Source organism: Pantoea eucalypti, from assembly GCF_009646115.1.
Lineage (GTDB): Bacteria > Pseudomonadota > Gammaproteobacteria > Enterobacterales > Enterobacteriaceae > Pantoea > Pantoea eucalypti.
On sequence record NZ_CP045720.1, the window covers coordinates 860,825 to 875,899 of the forward strand.

At 55.0% G+C, this 15,075-nt stretch carries 16 protein-coding genes; 10 read left to right on the top strand and 6 right to left on the bottom strand.

Annotated features, from left to right (window positions below; translation table 11 throughout):
* Window positions 1-124: 124 nt before the first annotated feature.
* Complete coding sequence (gene mltA / locus EE896_RS04085; protein WP_003854646.1) at window positions 125-1,273, top strand: murein transglycosylase A; 1,149 nt, start codon at window positions 125-127, stop codon at window positions 1,271-1,273.
* Window positions 1,274-1,321: 48 nt separating this feature from the next.
* Window positions 1,322-2,134: a tRNA cyclic N6-threonylcarbamoyladenosine(37) synthase TcdA gene (tcdA, locus tag EE896_RS04090; protein ID WP_003854645.1), complete on the top strand. Its 813-nt coding sequence runs from the start codon at window positions 1,322-1,324 to the stop codon at window positions 2,132-2,134.
* On the opposite strand, the gene csdE is transcribed toward tcdA, so the two are convergent.
* The gene (gene csdE / locus EE896_RS04095; protein ID WP_008925647.1) at window positions 2,113-2,568 is read right to left on the bottom strand and encodes a cysteine desulfurase sulfur acceptor subunit CsdE; all 456 of its coding nucleotides are present in this window, start codon (window positions 2,566-2,568) and stop codon (window positions 2,113-2,115) included. The two genes, tcdA and csdE, sit on opposite strands and share 22 nt — an antisense overlap.
* A 2-nt stretch (window positions 2,569-2,570) precedes the next feature.
* Complete coding sequence (gene csdA, locus EE896_RS04100; protein WP_140916642.1) at window positions 2,571-3,779, bottom strand: cysteine desulfurase CsdA; 1,209 nt, start codon at window positions 3,777-3,779, stop codon at window positions 2,571-2,573.
* A gap of 209 nt (window positions 3,780-3,988) precedes the next feature.
* Here csdA and EE896_RS04105 point away from each other — a divergent pair, with 209 nt between their 5' ends.
* From EE896_RS04105 to rlmM, 4 genes are all read left to right on the top strand, one after another.
* The gene (locus EE896_RS04105) at window positions 3,989-4,210 is read left to right on the top strand and encodes a YgdI/YgdR family lipoprotein (RefSeq protein ID WP_003854643.1); all 222 of its coding nucleotides are present in this window, start codon (window positions 3,989-3,991) and stop codon (window positions 4,208-4,210) included.
* Window positions 4,211-4,545: 335 nt separating this feature from the next.
* The gene (locus EE896_RS04110) at window positions 4,546-5,463 is read left to right on the top strand and encodes a transcriptional regulator GcvA (RefSeq protein WP_003854641.1); all 918 of its coding nucleotides are present in this window, start codon (window positions 4,546-4,548) and stop codon (window positions 5,461-5,463) included.
* A gap of 50 nt (window positions 5,464-5,513) precedes the next feature.
* The gene (locus EE896_RS04115; RefSeq protein WP_003854633.1) at window positions 5,514-5,909 is read left to right on the top strand and encodes a DUF423 domain-containing protein; all 396 of its coding nucleotides are present in this window, start codon (window positions 5,514-5,516) and stop codon (window positions 5,907-5,909) included.
* Window positions 5,902-7,002, top strand: coding sequence for a 23S rRNA (cytidine(2498)-2'-O)-methyltransferase RlmM (gene rlmM / locus EE896_RS04120; protein ID WP_003854631.1), 1,101 nt, complete (start codon window positions 5,902-5,904; stop codon window positions 7,000-7,002). Before EE896_RS04115 ends, rlmM begins: the two co-directional genes overlap by 8 nt.
* A gap of 24 nt (window positions 7,003-7,026) precedes the next feature.
* Here the strand turns inward: rlmM and xni are convergent, their stop codons facing one another.
* The 3 genes from xni to queF all read right to left on the bottom strand — a co-directional run bounded on the left by xni (window position 7,027) and on the right by queF (window position 10,196).
* A complete protein-coding gene (gene xni, locus EE896_RS04125) occupies window positions 7,027-7,782 on the bottom strand; it encodes a flap endonuclease Xni (protein WP_008927122.1) in 756 nt (251 codons plus the stop codon).
* Window positions 7,783-7,816: 34 nt separating this feature from the next.
* Window positions 7,817-9,181, bottom strand: a complete 1,365-nt coding sequence (gene ppnN, locus EE896_RS04130; protein WP_003854629.1) for a nucleotide 5'-monophosphate nucleosidase PpnN — start codon at window positions 9,179-9,181, stop codon at window positions 7,817-7,819.
* A gap of 169 nt (window positions 9,182-9,350) precedes the next feature.
* Window positions 9,351-10,196: an NADPH-dependent 7-cyano-7-deazaguanine reductase QueF gene (gene queF, locus EE896_RS04135; RefSeq protein WP_140916643.1), complete on the bottom strand. Its 846-nt coding sequence runs from the start codon at window positions 10,194-10,196 to the stop codon at window positions 9,351-9,353.
* Window positions 10,197-10,258: 62 nt separating this feature from the next.
* Here queF and syd point away from each other — a divergent pair, with 62 nt between their 5' ends.
* The 4 genes from syd (at window position 10,259) to EE896_RS04155 (ending at window position 12,962) form a co-directional block, all read left to right on the top strand.
* Window positions 10,259-10,807 (top strand): SecY-interacting protein, encoded by a 549-nt coding sequence (gene syd / locus EE896_RS04140; protein ID WP_033743633.1) that lies wholly within the window; start codon window positions 10,259-10,261, stop codon window positions 10,805-10,807.
* Window positions 10,808-11,394: 587 nt separating this feature from the next.
* Window positions 11,395-11,724 carry a YqcC family protein gene (locus EE896_RS04145; protein WP_008927120.1) on the top strand — a complete coding sequence of 110 codons (330 nt, stop codon included), beginning with the start codon at window positions 11,395-11,397 and terminating at the stop codon, window positions 11,722-11,724.
* Entirely contained in the window at window positions 11,724-12,503 is a 780-nt protein-coding gene (truC, locus tag EE896_RS04150; RefSeq protein WP_008927119.1) for a tRNA pseudouridine(65) synthase TruC, read from the top strand. The genes EE896_RS04145 and truC overlap by 1 nt, the downstream gene beginning before the upstream one ends.
* A 12-nt stretch (window positions 12,504-12,515) precedes the next feature.
* On the top strand, window positions 12,516-12,962 hold the full coding sequence (locus EE896_RS04155; protein ID WP_033763211.1) for a flavodoxin: 447 nt from the start codon (window positions 12,516-12,518) through the stop codon (window positions 12,960-12,962).
* A 67-nt stretch (window positions 12,963-13,029) separates the two neighbouring features.
* Here the strand turns inward: EE896_RS04155 and garD are convergent, their stop codons facing one another.
* Complete coding sequence (gene garD, locus EE896_RS04160; protein WP_140916644.1) at window positions 13,030-14,589, bottom strand: galactarate dehydratase; 1,560 nt, start codon at window positions 14,587-14,589, stop codon at window positions 13,030-13,032.
* Window positions 14,590-15,075: the final 486 nt, after the last annotated feature.

The following is a 15,075-nucleotide window of genomic DNA, read 5'->3' on the forward strand; positions in this document are numbered from 1 at the left end:
GCTGAAGGATTCAACCATCTGATTAATTATTGAACTGATATGCACCAGGTCAAAGCGGATGCATTTCATTCTGTCGGGGGCTTTGCTATCGTCGCGGGGCGAACAGTTATAAAAAGAGAAGATAATGAAATCACATTGGGTGAAGTATGCACTCACTGGCGCGTTAATTACGCTGCTGGCGGCCTGTAGCTCTAAACCGACCGATCGCGGTCAGCAATATAAAGATGGCAAACTGGAACAGCCGCTGGCGCTGGTAAATCAGCCCAATGCCAAAGGTGCGCCAGTTAATGGTAAAGACTTTGGCGATCAGGTGCGCCAGATTCAGTCCGCCTCATCTGCCCTTTATAGTCGTCAGAACGGCACCTATAGTGCAATTGAAAGCTGGCTGATGGCGGGAGCCGATACCCGACAGCTTCGTCAGTATGGCCTGAACGCCTGGCAGATGGAGGGCACGGACAACTACGGTAACGTGCAGTTCACGGGTTACTACACGCCGGTCGTGGAAGCGCGCTACACCCGTCAGGGTGAGTTCCAGTATCCGATCTACCGCATGCCGCCGCGCAAACGCGGAGAAAAATTACCGAGCCGCGCTTCTATCTATAGTGGCGGACTCGATGACCGCTATGTCATTGCCTACAGCAACTCGCTGATTGATAACTTCATGATGGATGTGCAGGGCAGTGGTTATGTCGACTTTGGCGATGGCCGCCCGATGACCTTCTTCGGTTACGCCGGTAAAAATGGCTGGGGCTACCACAGTATTGGTAAAGAGCTGATCGATCGCGGCGAAGTGAAACGCGAAGATATGTCGATGCAGGCCATTCGCCAGTGGGCGCAGGAGCACTCACCGCAGGAAGTTCGCGCACTGCTGGAAACCAACCCATCGTTTGTCTTCTTTAAAGCTGAACCGTTTACGCCGGTGCGTGGAGCCAGCGCCGTTCCGCTGGTAGCAAAAGCCTCGGTTGCCTCTGACCGCTCAATTATTCCGGCGGGCACCGTACTGCTGGCTGAAGTGCCGCAGTTAAATGAGAAGGGCAAATTCAACGGCAAATATGAGATGCGCCTGATGGTCGCACTCGACGTGGGTGGCGCGATTAAAGGCCAGCACTTTGATATCTATCAGGGTATCGGCCCGGACGCCGCGCATCTCGCCGGCTTCTATAATCACTATGGCCGCGTCTGGGTACTCAAAGCTGCACCGGGTGCCGGACAGCCGCTGTTCTCCGGCACGCAAAACGGTAATAATGGTTCACTGCTTCTCGGCGCTAACTAATTTCTTCTCTGCGGGCCTTCGGGCCCGCACGACGTAACAGGTTCAACTATGAAAGTGTTAAACGACGCCTGGCATCAGCGCTTTGGCGGCACGGCGCGTCTCTATGGTCAGAATGCGCTGCAACGTTTTGCTGACGCACACTTCTGCGTCATCGGTATTGGCGGCGTCGGTTCCTGGGCGGCGGAAGCACTGGTGCGCACCGGGATTGGTAAAATTACCCTGATTGATATGGATGATGTCTGTATCACCAACACCAACCGGCAGCTTCATGCGCTTCAGGGCAACGTGGGCAAAGCCAAAACGGACGTGATGGCAGAGCGGCTGCGTGCGATCAATCCTGACTGCGAAGTGATCTGCATAGATGACTTTATTACGCCGGAGAACACTGCTGAACTGATGGCTGCCGGTTTTGACTACGTGATCGACGCTATCGACAGCGTGCGGCCTAAAGCGGCGCTGATCGCCTGGTGTCGCCGGAATAAGATCCCGTTAATCACCACCGGTGGTGCGGGTGGGCAGATTGATCCGACGCAAATTCAGGTCGCCGATCTGGCGAAAACCATTCAGGATCCCCTGGCGGCGAAGCTGCGCGAACGATTGAAAAGCCTGGGCGTGGTGAAAAACAGCAAAGGTAAACTCGGCATCGACTGTGTTTTTTCAACTGAAGCGCTGGTTTATCCGCAGGCAGATGGCAGCGTCTGTGCTTCACGCAGCACGGCGGAAGGTCCGAAGCGGATGGATTGCACATCCGGCTTTGGCGCGGCAACCATGGTTACCGCTACGTTCGGCTTTGTTGCCGTTTCACATGCGCTGAAGAAGTTTCTGGCGCGCGCTGTTCGTCAGGATGCCGTCAGCGCCTGACGCGCGGCGTGCTCCACGGCGGTAGCCAGCGCCTGCAGGCCGCTGCTGCGGGAAGCGCTGAGCTGGGCGCGCAGGCCCAGTTCGTCAAACAGCGTTAAGGGATCGCTGGCCAGTAACTGTTGTGGCGTCTGGCCCTCAACCGCAGTCAGCAGCACGGCCAGCAGGCCGCGCACAATCCGTCCTTCACTGTCACCATAGAAATGCAGCGTGCCATCCTCGCATAACTGGCTGCCCAGCCAGACCCGATTTTCACACCCGCTGAGTTCAATTTCTGCGGTTTTCAGTTCCTCCGGCAACCCAGGTAACTGTCGGCTCAGCTGAATCAGCTGACGATAACGATCCTCCCATTGATGAAAGCGGCCAAAGCTCTCTTTCAGGCTGGCAACAGTAATCTGTTCGCCAAACGGGTGTGGCGCTAACAGCGATGAACACATAATCAAAACTCCGATAACAGCGAGATGGCACCTTTCATGGCGCGCACCAGCGCATCAACATCCTGCAAACTATTATAGGGTGCAAAAGAAGCCCGCAGCGTGCCGCTGACGCCCAGCGCTGCCAGCAACGGCTGCGCACAATGCTGGCCAGCGCGCAGGGCGATTCCCTGCTCAGCCAGCAGCGTCACCAGATCGCTGTGATGCAGGCCAGCAAATTCAAAGGCCAGCAGGCTGGCGTTGCCACTGCGGAAGCTGCGGAAGCCAGGCAATTCTGCCAGCTGCTCCTCCGCCAGTGTCGCCAGATGCTGACTCCAGCGCTCCGCTTCGGCCAGATCGTACTGCGCCAGCCAGCTCAGTGCTGCACTCAGGCCCACTACGCCCGCCACATTCGGAGTACCTGCCTCAAAACGCCAGGGCACTGGCTGTGGTGTGAAGCCACTGAAATCGACATCCGTTATCATTTTTCCGCCACCCTGCCAAGGTGACATCGCTTCCAGCAGGTCCGCTTTGCCATATAACGCGCCAATGCCCATCGGGCCGTAAATCTTATGGCCGGAAAAAGCGTAAAAGTCGATATCCAGCGCCTGTACGTCAGGCGGGCAATGCACCACCCCCTGCGCGCCATCGACCATCACTTTCGCACCCACGGCGTGTGCCAGCGGAATCGCTCTGGCGAGATCGGGACATCCTCCGGTGACGTTCGACATCTGGCCTATAGCCAGCAGGCGGGTGCGGTTGTTGAGCAGGTTGGGTAACAGGCTGATATCGGGCAGGCGATCTGGCCCTAACGGCCATTTTATGACGTGGGCACCGCATGCCTGTGCAGCCATCAGCCAGGGGACCAGGTTGGCGTGGTGCTCAGCCTCACTCACCACAATCTCATCACCGGGTTGCAGGCGCGGGCGCAGCCAGCTGTTCGCCACCAGGTTTATCGCTTCGGTGGTGCCGCGCGTCCAGATAATCTCACGATCGTCTGCGGCATTCAGCCAGCAGCCAACCTGATGACGCGCCTGTTCATAGCGATGGGTTAAGGCCTGCGCAGCGGCAAACTGGCTGCGATGAACCGTCCCTGCGCTGAGGCTGTAAAACTGCTGTGTACTGTCAATGACGGCCTGCGGCTTCAGCGTGGTCGCGGCGCTATCGAGATAAACGCCGGCGTCGGCGAGCGCGGGAAACTGCTGGCGAAAGTCGCTAGGGTTAAATGGGATCATGCCGGGTCCATGATAAGAAAAATTAGGACCACACTGAAAGAATGGTCTGCGTCTGGCAAAGCTGGAAAAGCGCGTTATGCTGAATATTGCAAGGTTTGAACCAAACCCGCATAACGAGTGGACGTTTAATAGTCGATCTCACTTATCGGCTGCCTCTGGTTAGCGTAGCGCGGGTGGTTTGATGCAATCAATCTACAAGGAGATAGCAGATGAAAAAACTTACCGCAGTTCTGGCCGTGTGTACTCTTGCTTTTACACTGAGTGCCTGTTCAAGTAATTACGTGATGCATACCAACGATGGCCGCACTATCGTGGCTGCCGGCAAGCCTAAAGTTGATAATGATACCGGCATGATCAGCTATAAAGATGCGAATGGCAACGAGCAGCAGATTAACCGCTCAGACGTCAAAGAAATGGTTGAGTCAAAGTAAGCAGCAAAAAAAAAGCACCGCAATTTGCGGTGCTATTTAAAAATCACTATGGACAGACAGGGTAAATCTACAGGAATTAAGCGCTCGATCCGCAATCGTCGGATCAAAAATTTGCAAACACAACATCACGACCACAAGCCAAAAGCTTTCAGAAAATCTGCGAACTCACTCACAAATCTAAAAACTTTTCGTTCCGGCTCAGGAAGTGTGGCAACTATAGGTATTTGCTGGAGGTTCCTCAACGGACAAATTATAATGCCTCGGATTAAAAATTCTAATACGTAAACGCTTTGTATTAGCCTGCGTATTTTTCGCCGATCCGGATACGGAAAACCATGTCGAAACGCCTTCCTCCTCTTAACGCACTGCGTGTTTTTGATGCAGCTGCACGCCATTTAAGCTTTACCAAAGCGGCTGAAGAGCTGTTTGTCACCCAGGCTGCTGTAAGCCATCAGATAAAATCTCTGGAAGATTTTCTGGGGTTAAAGCTGTTTCGCCGGAGGAATCGTTCGCTGTTACTGACCGAGGAAGGACAAAGCTACTATCTCGACATCAAAGAGATTTTCTCGGCGATAAACGAAGCGACGCGCAAATTGCAGGCCCGCAGTGCCAAGGGGGCGCTGACGGTCAGTTTACTGCCAAGCTTTGCCATTCAGTGGCTGGTTCCCCGCCTCTCCAGCTTTAATATGGCTTATCCGGGAATTGACGTGCGCATCCAGGCGGTTGACCGTGACGAAGAGAAACTGGCAGACGATGTCGATGTGGCGATTTTTTACGGGCGGGGCAACTGGCCCGGACTGCGGGTGGAAAAACTCTATGCCGAATATCTGTTGCCGGTCTGCTCGCCGTCACTGATGACCGGGGATAATCCGCTGAAAACGCCGATGGATCTGTCGCGTTTTACCCTGCTGCATGATGCCTCCCGCCGCGACTGGCAATCCTATATCCGGCAGCTGGGCCTGCAGCATATTAATGTGCAGCAGGGGCCAATTTTCAGCCACAGCGCGATGGTTCTGCAGGCGGCGATTCATGGTCAGGGCGTGGCGCTGGCCAACAATGTTATGGCGCAGAGTGAAATAGAAGCCGGACGATTAATCTGCCCATTTAATGATGTATTAGTCAGTAAAAACGCTTTTTATCTGGTTTGTCATGACAGTCAGGCAGAACTGGGTAAAATAGCCGCCTTCCGACAGTGGATTCTGGAAAAAGCTGCAACCGAACAAGAAAAATTCCGCTTTCGCTATCAACAATAACGTATTGATTTATTTGCATTCAGATGCAAAAGCACCCTGAGGGTCAGTTCATGTCCAGTCGTGCCATGTTTGTTTTTGCGGCTATCAGCGGATTTCTGCTGGTGGCTTTTGGCGCATTTGGTGCCCACGTGTTGAGTCAGTCGCTTGGTGCGGCTGAAATGGCCTGGATTCATACCGGGCTGGAGTATCAGGCTTATCACACCTTAGCGGTGATGGGGCTGGGCGCTGCGATGTTACGTCGCGCCAATATCTGGTTTTACTGGAGCAGTGCGTTAATGGCGCTCGGCACCGTGCTGTTCAGTGGCAGCCTCTATTGTCTGGCGCTGTCACATCTTAAATTTTGGGTTTTTATCACACCTGTGGGTGGAGTCTGTTTCCTCGCCGGTTGGGTATTGATGTTGATTGGCGCTTTGCGTCTTAAACGAAAGGCAGAACGCCATGAATAAAGTTTTACTCTATTGTCGCCCCGGTTTTGAAAAAGAGTGCGCGGCAGAAATCAGCGCTAAAGCGGCGGAACGCGAAATCTACGGCTTTCCCCGCGTTAAAGATGACTCCGGCTACGTGTTGTTTGAGTGCTATCAGTTCGAAGATGCTGATCGCCTGGCGCGTGAGCTGCCATTTGACGAGCTGATCTTTGCCCGTCAGATGCTGGTCGTCGGCGAAATGCTGCGTGACCTGCCACAGGAAGATCGTATCACCCCGATTGTCGGCATGCTGACCGGCGTGGTGGAGAAGGGGGGCGAACTGCGTGTTGAAGTGCCTGACACCAACGAAGCCAAAGAGCTGACCAAATTCTGCCGCAAGTTCACCGTGCCGCTGCGTTCAGCACTGCGTGAAAGCAAAATCCTGCTGAACTATGAAAGCCCGAAACGCCCGGTTGTGCATGTGTTTTTCATCGCACCTGGCACCTGTTACGTCGGTTACTCCATTCGGGAAAACAGCTCGCCGTTTTATATGGGTATTCCACGCCTTAAGTTTCCTTCTGATGCGCCAAGCCGTTCCACGCTTAAGCTGGAAGAGGCATTCCACGTATTCATCCCTGCGGATGAGTGGGATGAGCGTTTAGCCAGCGGCATGTACGCGGTGGACCTGGGAGCCTGTCCGGGCGGCTGGACCTATCAACTGGTCCAGCGCAGCATGATGGTTTATGCGGTAGACAACGGACCGATGGCACCGAGCCTGATGGATACCGGCCAGGTGATGCATGAGAAAGCGGATGGATTTAAATTCCGTCCGCCTCGCACCAACATCAGCTGGCTGGTGTGTGACATGGTAGAGAAGCCGGTTCGCGTGGCTAACCTGATGACCGACTGGCTGGTCAACGGCTGGTGCCGCGAAGCGATCTTCAACCTTAAGTTGCCGATGAAAAAGCGCTATGAAGAGGTCACGCAGAATCTGGCCATGATGCAGGAGCGGTTTGATGAGAATGGCATCAACGTGCAGATTCGCGCCCGTCAGCTCTATCATGACCGCGAAGAGGTAACGGTTCATGTGCGTCGTATGTGGGCTGCGACCGGTGGCCGTCGCGACGAGCGTTAATCGACTGGCTGAGTGCCGTTGCACTCAGCCGGTGTAACGCAGCGTGTTCAGATTTCCCTGCAACACCAGATCCTGCTTCAGTGTGGCCACCTGACGACTAATCTCTGCCATATGCTGCCCTTCAGCGAGTTTTTCCCGCCATTTGGCGGGCACCTGGTCCAGTTGCTGGTAGACCCCCTCAAGCGTCTGAAACGTTGTTAGCAGCTGCTTTGCGCTTTTAGGGCCGATGCCGGTGATGCCCGGAATTTTACTGCTGCTGATGCCGCATAATCCCCAGTAGTCAGGTAACCGCTGGGGCGCCACGCCAAACTCTGCCTCGATAAAAGGCAGGTCGAGCCACCGTTTCTGGAAGTAGTCGCGGATGCGGATCTCGGGTGCCAGCAGCTGGCAGTAGCCTTTGTCAGTGGAAACAATGGTGGCCTGATGTCCGGCCTGGGCCATTTTAACCGCCAGCGTCGCCGCTAAATCATCCGCTTCATCCTCGCCCGCAATCCAGCAGCTTACGCCTGCTGCGCGAAAAGCCTCCTGTAACGCCGGCATCTCTGCCTGCAAATCGTCTGGCATCGGCGGACGACCGCTTTTGTAGTCGGGAAGCAGCTGATGCCGCCAGCCCTGATGACGCGCTTCGCCATCAAATACCGCCACGGCATGGGTCGGACGGGCGTGACCCAGTACCTGGCGCAGCGCAGCCACACAGCCGTCGACACAGGGGGAGCCTTGTACCGCATGCAGACGGCGAATCAGATTCAATGCGTCAACAATAACAAGATGAAAAGCCATGAGAGTATGGGCAGCCTGGGGGCTGCCTCCTGGTTTATTTGATAATTTCGTAGCAGGGGATGTAAGCAGTGCCTGGCAGCTTCATGCGCTGCTGGGCAACGAATCCCTGCAGCAGTTCATCCATGCGGTGCATGATGTCGGGGTCGCCATGCAGTTTAAAGCGTCCCTTCTCACGGATTTCGCGGATGCCCATCTCTTTAACGTTACCCGCGACGATGCCTGAGAAGGCGCGGCGCAGGTCGGCGGCCAGCTTCTCAGGAGGCTGATTCGTGTAGAGATTGAGGTTAGCCATATTTTCATGGGTGGGCAGGAACGGCACCTGCAGATCGGGTTCAATGCGAATCGACCAGTTAAAGCTGTAAGCATCGCCGGTTTCGCGACGATTCTCTTTAACCTGCGGCATCGCTTTCTTCATCAGACGCGCCACTTCTGCCGCATCATCGATAATAATCTGATAATGCTTACGCGCCTGTTCACCCAGCGTGTTGACGATGAAATCATCCAGCACACGGAAATAATCGGCGCTCTCTTCTGGTCCGGTCAGGATCAGCGGCAGTACCTGGTCGTTGTTCTGCGGATTCATCAGAATGCCCAGCAGATAGAGCAGCTCTTCTGCCGTGCCGACCCCGCCCGGGAAAATAATGATGCCATGGGCGATACGCACAAACGCTTCCAGACGTTTTTCGATGTCTGGCATGATGATCAGCTCATTCACCAGCGGATTCGGCGGTTCAGCCGCAATGATCGAGGGTTCTGTCAGGCCGATAAAGCGGCTGTCACGATAGCGCTGCTGGGCGTGGCCAACGGCGGCCCCTTTCATTGGTGCTTCCATCACGCCCGGCCCGCAGCCGGTACAGATATTCAGCTCGCGCAGACCCAACTGCGTACCAACATTGCGGCAATACTGGTACTCAACGGCGTTGATTGAGTGTCCACCCCAGCACACTACGGTGTTGGGATACTCGCCAATGTGCAGTGCCCGTGCATTACGCAAAATGGAAAACACGGTGTTGGTGATCGTGGCGGAATCGTTCTCTTCGGCTGCCGTGAAACGGCCCGGCATGTTGAGCTGGCCGCTGACAAACAGGATGTCACGCAGCACCGCAAACAGATTTGCCTGCAGGGAACGGATGATGCGGCCATCAACGAACGCCTCTTCCGGTGGATTGATCAGTTCCAGTTTGACGCCGCGCTCACGGCGCAGCACGTTGATGTCAAAATTCTCAAAGCGGGAGAGCAGTTCGTGGCTGCTGTCAGTCTGGCTGCCGGAGTTGAGTACTGCCAGAGAGCAATTGCGAAACAGCTGGTAGAGGTCGCTGCTGGCTGTGCGCTTAAGCATATCGACTTCCAGTTGCGAGAGCAGATCCATTGAGCCAAGTGGACTGATATGGGTAATCAAATGAACTCCTTTACACCCGCCTGGGTGCCTGTTGGCACTGCAACCGCAGTGACGAAAATCCCTGGTCGGCAATCCGCAGATTGCCGCCTTCATCAGAGTAGCCTTGTCGGCCTGCACAGCTCAAGCGGAACTGCGCATACAGCACGCAGCCTGCGAGAAGTCTCGCAAACTACTGACGAACCAGCCGTGAAAAACCGGGTGAGAAGGGCACATTGGTGCGCCACGGGTTGATATCCAGTCCGCCACGGCGGGTGTAGCGTGCATAAACGGTCAGCGCTTCAGGATGACAGAAACGCATCACATCATTAAAGATGCGCTCGACGCACTGCTCGTGAAATTCGTTATGCTGGCGGAATGAGACCAGATAGCGCAGCAGCGCTTCATGGTCGATACGCGGGCCTGTGTAGCGGATCATCACCGAGCCCCAGTCAGGCTGATTGGTGATCAGGCAGTTTGACTTGAGCAGATGGCTGACCAGCGTCTCCTCAACGATTTCGCTGCCTGCGGCATCCGCCAGATAGTCGGCATTGAAGCGATAATCGTCGATAGCAATATCCTGCTCATCAATACAGCAACCGTCAAAATGACCGACAGGCTGACCTTCAATTTCACTAAGACGGAACAGCGCAACCTGCACTTCACCTTCTGCACAGGCGCTCAGATCCCGCTCCAGCGTCTGACGGACCTCGCCCCAGTCCGCAAAGCGGGTCTGGTTAAAACTGTTAAGGTAAAGCTTAAAGCTTTTCGACTCGATCAGATTGCGGCTCTGTGCATCCAGCACCACTTCGCCGACGGCAACCTGGGGTAGCCCTTTACTGTTGAGCCACGAGAGTTCATACAGGGTCCAGATATCGCTGCCGGTAAAGGGCAGGCTGTCGGGAAACAGGCCCAGCGGTTCACGGTTCAGACTGCGTGGCACCGACTGCAGTAAGCTGTTGTCATACTGATCGTGATAGGCTGTGGGTTTGCCCAGCGTCAGGTTACTGAGTGCCTGATCCTGTTCGTGAGTAGTCATTGCGGTTACCACCAAAATTAATCAAAGTGGCTAAGTGTAACCCATCAGAAGTGAGAATATGAATGATGCAGCAAACTGCCGCCGCGTTGCGCGACTTTACTACCCGATACTGCCAGCACTGGCTTCAGCAGGCGGGACATGCGCCGGCCAGCAGCGATCTTTATGGCGTTCCCTCGCCCTGCGCACTTGAGGATCGCGATCAGCGTGTGCTCTGGCAGCCGCAGCCTTTTAGTCTGCCACCGACGCTGGATGCCGTTGAACGGGCGATCGATATCCAGCTTCAGCCGTCAGTCACAGATTTCTATACCGCGCAGTTTGCCGGGGATATGCAGGCCACTTTTGGCGAGAATCAGCTGACACTGTTGCAGGTGTGGAGTGAAGAGGATTTCCTGCGGTTACAGGAGAACCTGATTGGCCATCTGGTGATGCAGCGCCGCCTCAGGCAGTCGCCTACGCTGTTTATTGCCACAACCGATTCAGAAGAGGAGATCATCTCGCTTTCTAATCTCAGTGGTGAAGTGATTCTGGAGCAGCCTGGCCGCAAACAGCGTGCGGTATTAGCCGAAAGTCTTGAGATATTTCTTAAGTCATTACAACCGGTTATCAACTGATTTGCAGTGATCGGCTGCTGACCTTGTGAGATATCTCTTACATCTTCTGTGAGAGATCGCCATATAACAGATAAGATATTCGGAAAACTGAAATGTAAAAATATTGTGAATCATAAACTTAATGGCGTTTATCTGAATATCTGCAGCACATTTCGTAAAGTTCCCTTCTGAGTACCTTGTTTGCGTAACGGTTTCTGTCAAAATGTTTCTCACTGCAGGATGCTCAGGAAACAGATATCGTCAGGATGATGGTAAGCCATGAGGCAGGAACGTAACGGAGCTTACGGCACAGTGAAGGTTTCAGGACGAAACAGGATCGCTCAGGATTGAGTAAGGGACACCTCCAGGATGGAGAACGAGAACCCCTCAGAAGAGGCGGTGGGCCAGGAGGCTAAGGATACATCAGGACGATGCGCGACAGGAGTTCGCACTGGACAAGTTGTCATGGAAGAGCAGGGAGCATAAACGTAGCAGGATAGCTGCAAACGAACCGGGAGCACTGTTTATACAGTGCTCCCTTTTTTTGTGCCTGTGCCAACAAGTGATATGCTTGCCGCCCATTTTTGACTGCTCGCTGGAGGTGGCGCATGGCGCCTGAACAATTAATTACGCAACGGCTGGAGCAACTGGAAGCGGTGATGCGTGAGCACCATCTCTGGCAAAGTACTCCTCCGGCCGAGGGTGCGCTTAAGAGCCAGGAACCTTTTTGCGTGGATACACTGGAACCGCTGCAGTGGCTCCAGTGGGTCTTAGTCCCGCGGATGCATGCCCTGATTGCCGCGGGACATCCGCTGCCGCAAAACTTTGCCGTTGCCCCCTATTATGAAGTGGCGCTGGTACCTGACCAGCCCGGCATTGCGCCGCTGCTGCTGACCCTGCGTCAGCTGGATGCCTTGATGAAGGATGCTGCCCACTGATGCTGGAGATACTCTATCAGGATGAGTGGCTGGTTGCCGTTAACAAGCCCAGCGGCTGGCTGGTTCATCGCAGCTGGCTGGATCGCCATGAAACGGTGTTTGTGATGCAGACTGTTCGTGATCAGATCGGACAGCATGTCTTTACCGCGCATCGACTGGATAAACCCACGTCAGGCGTGCTGCTGATGGGGCTTTCGAGTGAAGTCGGACGTCTGCTTTCCCTGCAGTTTGAACAGCACCAGATGCAGAAAACCTACCACGCCGTGGTGCGTGGCTGGCTGGAGAGCAGTGGAACGATCGATTATCCGCTGGTGGAAGAGCTGGATAAAATTGCCGATAAACACGCCACTGAAGCGCGCACCGCACAGCCCGCCGTCACCGATTATCAGTCACTGGCCACCGTTGAGATGCCGGTCGGCATTGGTCGTTATCCCACGTCGCGCTACAGCCTTGTAGAGATGGCCCCTAAAACCGGTCGCAAGCATCAGCTGCGTCGCCATATGTCACACCTGCGTCATCCGATTATTGGTGATTCTGCGCACGGTGACCTGCGTCAGAACCGGGGTGCCGCCGAACATTTCGGCGCTAACCGACTGATGCTGCACGCGAGCAGCCTGGCATTGACCCATCCGGTGACCGGTGAACCATTGCTGATACGCGCCGGACTGGATGGCGTCTGGCAGAATCTGATGAATCAGTTTGGCTGGCAGGATCAGATTCCTGAGGTGCCGCGGGTTGAGTTTAACGCAGCGCCAGGACAGGATAGCGTTTCAGAATAAGGGAGAAAGCAGATGGCAAAGATTGGCATTTTTGTAGGTACGGTATACGGCAATGCATTGCTGGTGGCGGAAGAAGCGGAGCCGTTACTGCAACAGCAGGGGCACAGCGTCACCGTATTTGATGATCCGACGCTGGCAGACTGGCAGAACGGTGCCGGCGATGTGGCGTTAATCGTCACCTCAACCACCGGCCAGGGCGATTTGCCCGATTCGATTTCCGGTCTGTTCCATGCGATCAAAGATAAGCTGGGTCATCAGCCTGCGCTGCGCTACGGCGTGATTGCGCTGGGTGACAGCAGTTATGACCATTTCTGTGGCGCGGGCAAAGCGTTTGATGCGCTGCTGCAGGAGCAGGGCGCTCAGCGGGTTGGCGAAGTATTACTGGTTGATGCCACTGAAAACCCTGAGCCGGAAGCGGTCACCTCTCCATGGGTTGAAGCCTGGGGCGCACAGCTCTGATTGTGGTGCCAGGCTTATCTCTGCCTTCGCAGCGTAATGATAAGCCTGGCCTGCACTGGCGACGATATCAGGTGACAGGCGCCGGGTTAAACACAGCCAGCTGATTACGGATAGCCCAGCGATCGGACCAGGTCTGCTTCCTGCCGCTGGCAATGTCCAGAATCAACTCAAACAGTCGCCAGCCCACCTGCTCAATACTCTCTTCACCCGTCGCAATCGTTCCGGCATTGATGTCCATCAGATCGTGCCAGCGCTCTGCCAGCGCATTGCGCGTCGCCATCTTGATCACCGGAATCGCGGCCAGACCGTAAGGCGTTCCGCGCCCGGTCGTGAACACCTGTAACGTGATACCGGATGCCAGTTGCTGCGTGCCGCAGACAAAATCGCTGGCGGGCGTCGCCGCATAAATTAATCCACGCCGCGTAGGCCGTTGACCCGGCGAGAGCACTTCGACAATGGCGCTGCGTCCCGATTTGGCGATCGATCCCAGTGCTTTTTCCACTACGTTGGCCAGGCCGCCTTTTTTGTTGCCGGGAGACGGGTTAGCGCTGCGATCAGTCTGGCCCTGGTCGAGGTAATTGTCATACCAGGCCATCTCCTCAAGTAAGCGCTTACCAACTTCCTGATTGATCACCCGTGGCGTCAGCAGGTGAATGGCATCACGCACTTCAGTGACTTCAGAGAACATCACGGTCGCCCCGCAGCGCACCAGCAGATCAGAGGCGAAGCCCACCGCCGGATTCGCCGTTACGCCTGAGAACGCATCGCTGCCTCCACACTGCATACCCACAATCAATTCTGCAGCGGAGCAGGTTTCGCGCTGGCGCGCATTGAGCCGCTGAAGATGACGTTCTGCGACCTGCAGAATCTCATTCACCATCGCACCGAAACCCACCAGCTTTTCATCCTGCAAACGCACGATGTCATGGTCGTCCAGTGAAATGGCCTGCACGTCAGGCGTGCCGGTCAGCAGGCGCTCAGGCTGCAACTTTTCGCAACCCAGACTGACGATCATCACTTCGCCGCCGAAATTGGCATTCAGTGCCAGATTATGAATGGTGCGAATCGGCACCACCGCAGCAGGCGCGTTGATCGCCACACCACAGCCATAAAGATGGTTCAGGGCGACGACGCCATCCACATTCGGAAAGCGTGGCAGCAGATCCCGTTCAATGATCTGCACGACATGATCCACCACACCGGCCACGCAGTGGACACTGGTGGTGATGCCGAGGAGATTACGCGTACCCACGCTGCCATCCGCATTCCGGTAACCTTCAAAGGTGTAACCTTCTAACGGCGGCAAATCAGGCGGAACCTGCGTGGCTAACGGCAGGCTCTCCAGCGGAGGGGCTTCTGGCAGCGCAACAAGAGATTCATCAATCCAGCTGCCCTGGGCAATATCCCGCAGCGCATAGCCGATAACTTCACCATATCGCACAATCTCTGCACCCTGGTTAATGGCGCTTAGCGCCACTTTATGGCCCTGCGGCACATGTTCAGTAAGCGTCAGGCCATCCGCAAACTGCGTGCCGGCTGGCAGACCCATGCTGTTGACCACAATCGCGACATTGTCATGCTCATGGACTTTGATATAGAGCGGTTGTTCATCTGTATTGGGTTTCATCGCTCACCTTCCTGTCTGTCGTGCCGTACTTGTGCGGCACGTTGTAATGTTCTGATCTGTCACACGCGTGTTTGCCAGCTTCAGTATAGGGAGGCGTCGCACGTGGCGCATTGTGCAAATGACCACCATTGAGGTATTTCACCGCGTTGTTTTGGGTCGCTTATCCAAAAGCAAGTGAAGAGCCTCACAAACAGCGGGGTAAAGCGTTGTCAGCGGCTAATTTCGCCATGGTATTTGCCACTTTCGTGAGCCACACCGCAGCCTTTTGTGCATCCGCAAGATAATCACTTCATTAATAAGTTTATTCCAGGGCGATACGCCAATGTGATCGCTACGGGCTGTTCTTATACTGAGTTTCGTTAGCCAAAGTCAGGTTATCTGTCACGACGTATTCCTCATCTGATGCAGGGGCAAAGGCGCGTTAATGACCGCAGCTGTCAGCAGCCGGATGAATAAATAAAAGTTTGCCAAAACAAAAAGATCGCC